Annotated in this window: 12 protein-coding genes; 7 read left to right on the forward strand and 5 right to left on the reverse strand. The window is 68.2% G+C overall.

The window, feature by feature from the left end; genetic code table 11:
- The coding region (locus tag AC1D1S_RS15925) for an ABC transporter ATP-binding protein (protein ID WP_476994903.1) at positions 1-519 on the reverse strand (519 nt) is incomplete at its 3' end.
- 132 nt (positions 520-651) lie between these two features.
- Here AC1D1S_RS15925 and serB point away from each other — a divergent pair.
- On the forward strand, positions 652-1659 hold the full coding sequence (gene serB / locus AC1D1S_RS15930; RefSeq protein ID WP_476994904.1) for a phosphoserine phosphatase SerB: 1008 nt from the start codon (positions 652-654) through the stop codon (positions 1657-1659).
- Between the two features lie 99 nt (positions 1660-1758).
- On the opposite strand, the gene AC1D1S_RS15935 is transcribed toward serB, so the two are convergent.
- The 3 genes from AC1D1S_RS15935 to AC1D1S_RS15945 form a co-directional block, all read right to left on the reverse strand.
- Positions 1759-2535: an SDR family oxidoreductase gene (locus AC1D1S_RS15935; RefSeq protein WP_028275539.1), complete on the reverse strand. Its 777-nt coding sequence runs from the start codon at positions 2533-2535 to the stop codon at positions 1759-1761.
- A 148-nt stretch (positions 2536-2683) separates the two neighbouring features.
- Positions 2684-3103, reverse strand: coding sequence for an Hsp20/alpha crystallin family protein (locus AC1D1S_RS15940; protein WP_028275538.1), 420 nt, complete (start codon positions 3101-3103; stop codon positions 2684-2686).
- A 274-nt stretch (positions 3104-3377) separates the two neighbouring features.
- On the reverse strand, positions 3378-4103 hold the full coding sequence (locus AC1D1S_RS15945; RefSeq protein WP_476994905.1) for a beta-ketoacyl-ACP reductase: 726 nt from the start codon (positions 4101-4103) through the stop codon (positions 3378-3380).
- A gap of 150 nt (positions 4104-4253) precedes the next feature.
- Between AC1D1S_RS15945 and AC1D1S_RS15950 the strand changes: the two genes are divergently transcribed.
- Genes AC1D1S_RS15950 through AC1D1S_RS15965 form a run of 4 tightly spaced genes read left to right on the forward strand, consistent with a single transcriptional unit; the run spans position 4254 to position 6370 of the window.
- Positions 4254-4718 carry a DUF3099 domain-containing protein gene (locus tag AC1D1S_RS15950; RefSeq protein ID WP_028275536.1) on the forward strand — a complete coding sequence of 155 codons (465 nt, stop codon included), beginning with the start codon at positions 4254-4256 and terminating at the stop codon, positions 4716-4718.
- The gene (locus tag AC1D1S_RS15955; RefSeq protein ID WP_243177670.1) at positions 4715-5008 is read left to right on the forward strand and encodes a hypothetical protein; all 294 of its coding nucleotides are present in this window, start codon (positions 4715-4717) and stop codon (positions 5006-5008) included. The genes AC1D1S_RS15950 and AC1D1S_RS15955 overlap by 4 nt, the downstream gene beginning before the upstream one ends.
- Entirely contained in the window at positions 5009-5887 is an 879-nt protein-coding gene (locus AC1D1S_RS15960; protein ID WP_243177671.1) for an SURF1 family cytochrome oxidase biogenesis protein, read from the forward strand. It begins immediately after the preceding gene.
- A 3-nt stretch (positions 5888-5890) separates the two neighbouring features.
- A complete protein-coding gene (locus AC1D1S_RS15965; protein WP_230011473.1) occupies positions 5891-6370 on the forward strand; it encodes a YbaK/EbsC family protein in 480 nt (159 codons plus the stop codon).
- Positions 6371-6395: 25 nt separating this feature from the next.
- Here the strand turns inward: AC1D1S_RS15965 and AC1D1S_RS15970 are convergent, their stop codons facing one another.
- A complete protein-coding gene (locus AC1D1S_RS15970; protein ID WP_476994906.1) occupies positions 6396-7994 on the reverse strand; it encodes an ABC-F family ATP-binding cassette domain-containing protein in 1599 nt (532 codons plus the stop codon).
- A 314-nt stretch (positions 7995-8308) separates the two neighbouring features.
- Here AC1D1S_RS15970 and AC1D1S_RS15975 point away from each other — a divergent pair, with 314 nt between their 5' ends.
- Positions 8309-8956 carry a biotin transporter BioY gene (locus AC1D1S_RS15975; protein ID WP_476943912.1) on the forward strand — a complete coding sequence of 216 codons (648 nt, stop codon included), beginning with the start codon at positions 8309-8311 and terminating at the stop codon, positions 8954-8956.
- Positions 8953-9699: an energy-coupling factor ABC transporter ATP-binding protein gene (locus AC1D1S_RS15980; RefSeq protein WP_476943913.1), complete on the forward strand. Its 747-nt coding sequence runs from the start codon at positions 8953-8955 to the stop codon at positions 9697-9699. Before AC1D1S_RS15975 ends, AC1D1S_RS15980 begins: the two co-directional genes overlap by 4 nt.
- Positions 9700-9737: the final 38 nt, after the last annotated feature.

Here is a 9737-nt window from a genome sequence, read left to right on the forward strand (position 1 = left end):
CCCCGCGGCCGGCTCGTCCAGGAGCAGGAGCTCGGGATCGGTCATGAGGGCGCGGGCAATCTGGACGCGCTTGCGCTCCCCCTCGGAAAGCGAGGCGAAGGGGCGGTTGAGCAGTGGGCCCATCCCCCACTCGTTCAGCAGCCCGAAGGCGCGCCGCTCGTCGTCCTTCTCGTAGCCCTCGCGCCAGCGGCCGGTCACGCCGTACGCGGCGGTGACCACCACGTTGAGGACCTTCTCGTGCTCGGGGATCTGGCTGGCCAGCGCAGCGGAGGACAGCCCGATCCGGGGGCGGAGCTCGAAGACGTCGACGGCGCCGAGGACTTCCTCGAGGATGCCGGCCATTCCGGAGGTCGGGTGGATGCGGGCCGCGGCCAGCTGGAGGAGTGTGGTCTTACCGGCACCGTTGGGGCCCAGGATCACCCAGCGTTCGCCCTCTTTGACCTGCCAGTCGACCTTGTCCAGGAGCGTCTTCGCCCCACGTACAACACTGACCCCGGCCATTTCAAGAACATCACTCATAGGAGTAGACACTAGGACAAAAAAGCGGGCGACTGATAACCGGCGCCGCGCCCTGCCGTGGAGCGTCACGCGGCGCCTGCCCGGGCGCAACGAATTCGGGCCGCCCGCGGCCCGCTCGCTAGGATTGAGGCCATGAGTTCGAACGTGACCGCAGTGAGCTACGGCCTGAAACTGTCCCTTCCCGACATCCAGCGGCTGCGTTCGCTCCTGACGGCCGCCGGGCTGGGCGTCGGGGCGGAAACCCGGACCGGCGACGCCCGCTTCGAGGTGTACGCCGTCGACTGCGCCCTGGACAGCGTGCAGGGCGCCTCGCTGGACGCCTCCCGGGGCGCCTCCCAGGCCGGCGGAGCGGACAGCCGCCAAGACGCCGGACGGGACGGACGGACTGCCGGCGCCGCCACAGCCGCCGCGGTTGCGGAAGCCCGTCTGGACAGTGCGCGCCGTGCGCTGGCGGCCGCCGGCATCGAGGGCGTCGACACGGCGCTGGTTCCGGCAGCACTGCGCAGCGCGCCCCGGAAGTTCCTCATCATGGACGTGGACTCCACCCTCATCCAGCAGGAAGTGATCGAGCTCCTGGCCGCCTACGCCGGCAAACGCGAGGAAGTAACGGCGGTGACCGAGGCGGCCATGCGCGGCGAGCTGGACTTCGCCCAAAGCCTGCACGCCCGGGTGGCGGTCCTCGCGGGGCTGCCCGCGGACGTCGTCGAGTCTGTCCGCGCCGAGGTCAGGCTGACCGAGGGCGCCGCCGAGCTGGTGGCGGCGTTCCAGGCCGCCGGCCATGCCGTGGCGGTCGTGTCCGGCGGCTTCAACCAGATTCTCCGGCCGATCGCCGAAGACCTGGGGCTGCACTACTGGATCGCGAACGAACTCGAAATTGTCGACAGCGCCTTGACCGGCAAGGTGCTCGGCGACGTGATCGACCGGGCGGCCAAGGAGAAGTACCTGYGCGAATGGGCTGCGGCCGAGGGCATCCCGATGGAACACACGATCGCCGTGGGCGACGGCGCGAACGACCTCGACATGCTGGGCGCCGCCGGGATCGGCATCGCCTTCAACGCGAAGCCGGCCGTCCGCGCTGCCGCGGACGCCGCCGTCAACCTTCCCTATCTCGACGCCGTGCGGTACATCGCCGGAGTCTGATGCATTAACCGGGAAGGCACGTCCCGGCAATGTTTAGTCAAAACATTCCCGGGACGTGCCTTCTAGACGCGCCATCCCGGCGCGCGTGGCGGGCTGCGCCTAGCTGGAGCTCTTATCCGCTGCCTGGTCTGCGGTCTTACCGAAATAATCCGCACCGCCGACGTATTCCGTGTGGCCGGTTTCGACGTCGGCCGAGGCCATCTTGGCGACCTCCGCGGCAAACTCCTTGACCGAGTACAGCTTGCCGGCTTCTGCGCGGCGTGCCTCGATGGCGCCGGGGTTGGACCGGTCAAGCAGGGTGGCCGTGACGGTGCCCTCGATCATGTCGCCGGAGACGACCACTAGCGTGATCCCCTTCTCGGCCAGGTTCGGGACCAGTGCCCGGAGTGCGTCCTCGCCGGCGCGCTTGCTGCGGGCCACGGGCTCGTACTCGGGCATGGTGGGCACCGTGTCGATGAAGTGGGCCTGGTGGCTGGTCACGAAGACCACGCGCGAGCCGTGGGGCATGAGCGCAACGGCGGCGTTGAGCATGTTCACCTGGGCGTCGCGGTTCAGCTTCAGCGCGTAGCCCTCTTCCATGCCGGTCTCCATGCCGCCGGAGGCGTTGAGGACCAGGAGGTCGAGCGAGCCGAAGTTCTCCATCGCGGCGCTGGCGAGGGCCTGGACGCCTTCCTGGGTGGTGAGGTCTGCCCCGATGGCCGCGGCACGGCCGCCGTCGGCTTCGATCTCGGCGACAACCTTGTTGGCGCGCGGCGCCTTCTGGCGGTAGTTGACGACGACGGCCGCACCCTCGGCGGCGAGGATTTTGGCCACTTCGGCGCCGATTCCGCGCGACGAACCGGTCACGATCGCAGTCTTGTTCTCCAGCAGTCCCATACGAGCTCCTTTGTTCCAAACGTCCAAATACTGTGGGTCTGCAATCCATCATGCCAGCGGACCGCGCCATTACAGTTGTTCAGCATCCACAAAGAAGCCCCGGCGGCGTAGTTCCGTCGTCACGTAGCTTGGACGTGCCGGGGATGGGTCAGCCGCGGTCGATCCGGATCTTCGTCGTCGCTTCACCGGTCACAACCTTGGGCGCCGGTGCGCGGACTTCCAGGACACCGTCCTTGTACGTGGCGGTGATGTCTTCTTCCCTCACCCCCGCGGGCAGCGCAATGCTCCGGGCGGCCCGGCCGTAGCGGAACTCCGAGCGGTAACCGTCCTTGCTCTTGTGCTCGGACGACTCCCGCCGCTCCACCGCAATATTCAGCACGCCCTCGCCGACCGAGACGTCGACGTCCCGGTCCGGGTCGATCCCCGGTGCTTCCGCCCGCACCACCAGGGTGGTGCCCTCCTGGAACTGTTCGATCTTGATCCCTGGCGCTATGGACAGATCACCGTCAAGGAAGCGGCGGACCGGTTCCAGCATGTCCGAGGGCGTCCATTTGCTGAGATCACTCATGATTTCCTCCTGAGTCCACGCCCCTGCCGCGGCATGGTCAGGGGCTGTGAGCCCATTACACGCTCCCGGAGCCCCGGAGCCAAGGGCAAAAAGGCCCGGCGCGGAACCCGGCACGGAAAACTGTGCGTCTCCAGTGGCCCGGTCCGGTTGCAGCAGACAGCGGACACAGAACAAGCGGACGCAGAACAATCCGACACAGCACAGCGGACGACGGCGGAATCCGCCGTCGTCCGCTGTGCTCCGCAGGTTTCCCGCGTCGTCCTGCTGGTAGGGGCTAGTGGCCCATTCCGAGGCCGCCGTCGACCGGAATGACCGCACCGGAAATGTAGGACGCCTCGTCGCTGGCGATCCAGCGCACGACGTTGGCGACCTCGGAGGCCTCGGCGAAGCGGCCGGCGGGGACCTTGCTCAGGTAGTCCTTCTGCGTGGCCTCGGGCAGCTCGGCCGTCATGTCGGTGTTGATGAAGCCGGGCGCGACCACATTCGCGGTGATCCCGCGCGCGCCGAGCTCGCGGGTGAGCGACCGGGCGATGCCCACCAGRCCTGCCTTGGAGGCAGAGTAGTTGATCTGGCCCGGCGCGCCGTAGAGGCCGGAGACGGAGGAAATCAGCACCACGCGGCCCTTGCGCGCCCGGATCATGCCCTTGGATGCGCGCTTGATCACCCGGAAGGCGCCCGTGAGGTTCGTGTCGATCACCGAGGTGAAGTCGTCTTCGCTCATCCGCATCAGGAGCGTGTCCTTGGTGATGCCGGCATTGGCCACAAGGACTTCCACCGGGCCGTGGGCGGCTTCGACTTCCGCGAACGCCGCGTCCACCGACGCTTCGTCCGTGACGTCCGCCTTGACGCCGAGGATGCCCTCGGGCAGCGACGATTCGCTGCGGAAGGTAACGGCCACCTTGTCGCCGTTGGCCAGGAAGGACTCGGCGATGGCCAGGCCGATCCCGCGGTTTCCGCCGGTGATCAGAACGCTGCGGCCAGTGGTGGATGTGTCAGTCATATGGTGCTCCGGGATTCTGCGGCAGGGAGGGCCGCGCTGGGGGCTGGAATTTTCCTGCCTCCGATCTTAGCGCCCGGTGCGCTTCCGTTTGGGCGGCTCCGCCGATGGTGAGAGAATCGAAGTAAGCCTTGGGAGCGTGATCTGACAGCCGTGACACTCAAAAACCGACCCGGTGCGCATGTGCCCGGGAGGCCGGACTCCGAGTCCGGCGGTACCGAGGTGCACAGCATCACCGACGCCGCTGCTGCGCACTCGGACGAGATGCACCAGCGGATGGTGAAGTATGCCATCGCCATGGGCATCCGCATGGTCTGCCTGATCCTGATATTTGTCGTGGATGGCTGGTTCAAGCTCCTTCCGATTGCCGGCGCCGTCTTCCTGCCCTGGGTGGCGGTGGTGATCGCCAACGGAAGCGACAAGGCGGAAATCCACAGTGACTCGCTCCTGGACTATGCTCCGCTCGCAGAGCTGGACGCACCGGACACCGCGGGCCCCGCCGGACAGGATCCAAACGGGCAGGATCTGAGTGACGGCGCAGACGGTTCAGGGACGCTGCTGCAGGGTGAGCTGATCGAAGATGAGAACGACGACGACCACGGACGGGCAGCTTCATGAATCTCTTTGACCTGGCCGGGACCGGTGGGGACACGGCCGCGGCCCCGGGCACCGTCTGCTCGCGGAAAGCCTGCCGCGCGGCGGCGGAATGGCAGCTGCTGTGGAACAATCCCAAGATCCACACCCCGGAGCGGCGCAAGATCTGGCTGGCGTGCGGGGAGCACCGCGCCTGGCTTGAGGACTACCTCCAGACGCGCGGACTGTGGAAAGAGACTGTGGTCCTCGGCGAAGAGACCGTCCCCCTCCCGGCAGTGACCGCCCCTCTCGACCCGTCAGGCAGGATCGGCTGAATGTACCGCTTTCTCTTCTCCAGTAAATGGCTGGGGTACTTGTTGCTGGCCGCGATCTTCGCTGCCGGCTGCGTCGGGCTGGGCCGGTGGCAGATGGACCGCCGCGCCGAGACCCTGGCCGAAATCAACCGGGTGGTCTCCAACTACTCAGCCACCCCCGTGCCGTTCGCCGATGTCCGGGACCAGTTCAGCCGGCTGAATCCGGAGCGGGAGTGGACCCAGGTGGAACTGAAGGGCAGCTACGACGCCGCCGGACAGCGCATCGTCCGCAACCGCCCGCTCAACGGCCAGCCAGGCTACGAGGTGGTGGTTCCCTTCAAGCTCCAGTCCGGCGAAACCGTGGTGATCGACCGTGGCTGGCTGCCCATCGGCAACAGCACCCCGGGACGGCCCGACTCAGTGCCTGCCCCGCCGCAGGGGCCGGTGACGGTGGTTGCCCGCCTCAAGCCGGCCGAGCCCGAGCTGCAGCGCGGCGCCCCTGACGGACAGCTGGCCTCGATCGACCTCTCCGCCTATTCCGCGCAGCTGGGCTATCCGCTGCTGACGGGCGCCTACGGACAGCTGGCCTCCGAGTCGCCGTCGGTGCAGGACATGCCGTTCCCGTTCCCCAAGCCGACCACTGATGAAGGCACCCACCTGTCCTACTCTCTGCAGTGGTTCGCGTTCGGCGTGCTGATGTTCGTCGGGTTCGGCTACGCGGCCAGGCAGCAGGCCCGCAACGCCGCGATCGACGCGGAGGACGCCGAAGCCGAGGCCGCCGAGGGCGTGTTCCTGCACTCCAGCGGCCCGGTGGCCCGCCGTCGTCCTGCCCCGCGGAAGCGCAAGAACGCGACGGCGGAAGAAGAGGAAGACGCCATCCTCGACGCCCAGGGGTTCTGAGCGATGAGCCCTGACGCTTTTCCCGGCCCGGTGGCCAACGTCAAGCGTGCCCTCACCGCCCTGGGCGCCCAGGACACCGTGACGGTGTTCGATGCGAAGGTGCCGACGGCGGCAGCGGCCGCCGCCGCGCTGGGCTGCGATGTCGCGGCGATCACCAACAGCCTGGTGTTCGAGCTCGAGGGCACCCCGCTGCTCATCCTGGCAAGCGGCGCGGCCAAGGTGGACGTCCGCAAGGTCGCGGACCGGCTGGGCACGGGCAAGATCCGCCGCGCTTCCCCCGAGTTCGTCCTGGCCCACACCGGCCAGGAGGTCGGCGGCGTCGCCCCGGTAGGCCACCCGGAGAAGATCCGGACCCTGCTGGATGAGTCGTTGTCGGCCCACCGCGTGCTCTGGGCGGGGGCAGGGGACCACAACTCGATGTTCTCCATCAGCTACGCGGACCTGCACCGGATCACGGGCGCGGAAGAGATGCCGGTCCGCTGACCCGGCTGTGGGTCGGTTGGGTGGCTTACGCCAGCGTGATGAGGTCCAGKTAGTCTTCGTTCCAGTGGTCCTCGATGCCGTCGGGAAGCAGGACGACACGCTCCGGGTTGAGCGCCTCGACGGCGCCCTCATCGTGGCTCACGAGGACGACGGCGCCGGTGTAGTTGCTCAGGGCCCCGAGGATTTCGGCGCGGCTGGCGGGGTCCAGGTTGTTGGTGGGCTCGTCGAGGAGCAGCACGTTCGCGCTCGAGGCCACGATGGTGGCCAGCGCCAGCCGGGTCTTCTCGCCGCCGGAGAGCACACCGGCGGGCTTGTCGACGTCGTCGCCGGAGAACAGGAACGAGCCCAGGATGTTGCGGACTTCCGCGTCGTTCATGTCCGGGGCGGAGGAGCGCATGTTCTGCAGGACGCTGCGGTCCACGTCGAGCGTCTCGTGCTCCTGCGCGTAGTAGCCCACCTTCAGGCCGTGGCCCGCAACGACTTCGCCGGTGTCCGGCTTGTCGACGCCGGCCAGCATCCGCAACAGCGTGGTCTTGCCCGCGCCGTTGAGGCCCAGGATGACCACCTTGGACCCGCGGTCAATGGCAAGGTCGACATCGGTGAAGATCTCCAGCGAGCCGTAGGACTTGCTGAGGCCGTCCGCGGTGAGCGGGGTCTTGCCGCAGGGCGACGGGTCCGGGAAGCGCAGGGCTGCCACCTTGTCGTGCGCGCGCACTGCCTCGAGGCCGCCGAGCAGGCGCTCGGCACGCTTGGCCATATTCTGGGCGGCGACGGCCTTGGTGGCCTTGGCGCGCATCTTGTTGGCCTGGTCGATGAGGACCTGGGCCTTCTTCTCCGCGTTGGCCCGCTCACGCTTGCGGGCGCGCTCGTCCGTTTCGCGCTGGTTGAGGTAGCGCTTCCAGTCCATGTTGTAGAAGTCGATCTGGGCGCGGTTGGGATCGAGGAGGAAGACCTTGTTGACGGTCGCTTCGAGCAGTTCGGTGTCGTGGCTGATGACAATCAGCCCGCCCTGGTGGTTCTTGAGGAACTCACGGAGCCAGGAGATGGAATCGGCGTCGAGGTGGTTGGTGGGCTCATCGAGGAGCATGGTTTCGGCGTCCGAGTACAGGATGCGCGCAAGCTCCACGCGGCGCCGCTGTCCACCGGACAGGGTCTTGAGCGGCTGGTTCAGCAGCCGGTCCGGCAGGGCGAGGTTCGAGCAGATCGCTGCCGCCTCGGCTTCGGCGGCATAGCCGCCGGCAGCCAGGAATTCGGATTCCAGCCGGTCATAGCGGTTCATCGCCTTGCGCTGGACCGCGGGGTCCTCGCTGGCCATCTCTTCGTGCGCCAGGCGGAGCTTGCCCACGGCAATGTCCAGGCCGCGGACGGACAGGATCCGGTCCCGCGCGAGCTGCTCCATGTCCGGGGTGCGCGGATCCTGCGGCAGGTAGCCGATTTCGCCGGTGCGGGTTACCTTGCCGGCGGCGGGCAGGCCCTCGMCCGCGAGCACCCGGGTCAGCGTTGTCTTGCCTGCACCGTTACGGCCGACCAGACCGATCTTGTCTCCCTTGTCGATCCGGAAGCTCACCTGGTCCATGAGGAGGCGGGCGCCGGCGCGCAGTTCGAGATCCTGGACGGTAATCAATGCAGCTAAGGCCTTTCACAACAGGGAATGCCGCGGCACGACGGGTGGAGTCTGGGCGGGGCCGGGGCAGGGCGATGCGAGAGCACGGCCTCCACAAGTCTACCGGCACTGCCCCGGCTCCATGACATGGGTACCTATGGCAGTGCCGGCCGCCGTCGCCATGCTGGTCCCGCCTGCTGGCGGTGTTCGTTGGCGGCGTCCTCCAGCTTCCGGGCCGCCGGTTAGTGGGGCGCCTACAAAATACAGCCCCCGCCGCGACCGTACAGTCGATATCACAATCCATATTTCCGCCGCAGCACCCCGACAGGAACATCATGACGCAAACCCACCGTCCCGCCGCAGCCAGGACCCCGCGCCGCCGGGACCGCTGGAATGCCACCGACCTTGGCCTCATCGCCGTCTTCGCCGCCCTTGTGGCCGCTTCTGCCCTGATCGCCGCCATCCCCGTCGGCGGGCTCGGCGTGCCCATCACGCTGCAGACCCTTGCCGTCATGCTCACGGGGCTGGCGCTCGGCCCGGGCCGGGCCTTCGCCGCCGTCGGCCTCTACCTGCTTCTGGGCTTCGCGGGCCTGCCGATCTTCAGCGGCGGCCGCAGCGGCCTGGGCGTGCTCGCCGGCCCCTCCGCCGGCTACATCATCGGATTCCTCCTGGCCGCCACGGCCGTCGGCTGGCTGACCGTCGTCGTGCTCAAGCGGACCGCCAACCGCACCGGCAAGCTGCGCGCCATCCTCCTGTTCGCCGCCGCCATGGTGAGCAGCATCATCTTCATCCACGGCCTGGGCATCCTGGGCATGATGGTCAACGCCAAGCTGGACTTCTCCAAAGCCGTCCTGGCCGATCTCGCGTTCTACCCGGGCGACATCATCAAGAACGTCCTGGCCGTCAGCATCGCCTTGGCCCTGCACAAGGCCTTCCCGGACCTGCTGCTGCGCCGTGTCCGGACGGTGGACACCCGCCCGTGAGCATCATCGTCCTGGACCGGGTTTCGGTGCGGGTGCCGGTTGATGGCCGCCCCGCCCCCAAGACGCTGCTCCAGGACCTTTCGCTCGACCTGACGGAACGGCGGATCGGGGTTATCGGGGCCAACGGCTCGGGCAAGTCCACCCTCCTGAGGCTCCTGAACGGGCTCGTGGCACCCAGCGACGGCACCGTGCGAGTCGCCGGTGCCGATACGGTCCGGGCCGTCCGTGAGGTCCGCCGCCGCGTGGGCTTTGTCTTCACCGATCCGCTCTCCCAGCTCGTCATGCCCACCGGGCGCGAGGATGTCGAACTGTCCCTGCGCCGCTCCATCCGTAACGCCCCTGAGCGCCGGGCCCATGCGGAGTCGGTGCTGGAACGGTTCGGCCTCCTCCCGCTGGCGGACCAGAGCATCTACGAGCTCTCCGGCGGCGAACGCCAGCTCCTGGCGCTGGCCGCGGTCCTGGCCGTTAATCCGGAGGTGCTGGTCCTGGACGAGCCGTCCACGCTGCTGGACCTGCGCAACCGCGAACTCCTGCGGCGCACGCTCGCCGGGCTCCGCCAACAGGTGATCCTGTCCACACACGACCTCGAGCTGGCCCTGGACATGGACCGCGTCCTGGTGGTGGATGCCGGGAAGGTGGTGTTCGACGGCGAGCCGGCGGCCGCCGTCGCCCGTTACCGTGCCCTGAGCGCGGCGGCCCTGGAGCACGCCGTGCCGGAGCAGCCGTGGCGGGAGCAGGCGTGAGCGGCCACGGCTTCCTGCTGGCGGCGTATGTGCCGGGC

The organism is Arthrobacter sp. P1_A5, assembly GCF_056406825.1.

Excerpts from the sequence above, each read along its gene's own strand:
- AC1D1S_RS15935 (WP_028275539.1), bottom strand. The coding sequence starts at position 2,535 with ATGGGACTGCTGGAGAACAAGACTGCGATCGTGACCGGTTCGTCGCGC.
- AC1D1S_RS15940 (WP_028275538.1), bottom strand. The coding sequence starts at position 3,103 with ATGAGTGATCTCAGCAAATGGACGCCCTCGGACATGCTGGAACCGGTC.
- AC1D1S_RS15955 (WP_243177670.1), top strand. The coding sequence starts at position 4,715 with ATGAATCTCTTTGACCTGGCCGGGACCGGTGGGGACACGGCCGCGGCC.
- AC1D1S_RS15960 (WP_243177671.1), top strand. The coding sequence starts at position 5,009 with ATGTACCGCTTTCTCTTCTCCAGTAAATGGCTGGGGTACTTGTTGCTG.
- AC1D1S_RS15965 (WP_230011473.1), top strand. The coding sequence starts at position 5,891 with ATGAGCCCTGACGCTTTTCCCGGCCCGGTGGCCAACGTCAAGCGTGCC.
- AC1D1S_RS15975 (WP_476943912.1), top strand. The coding sequence starts at position 8,309 with ATGACGCAAACCCACCGTCCCGCCGCAGCCAGGACCCCGCGCCGCCGG.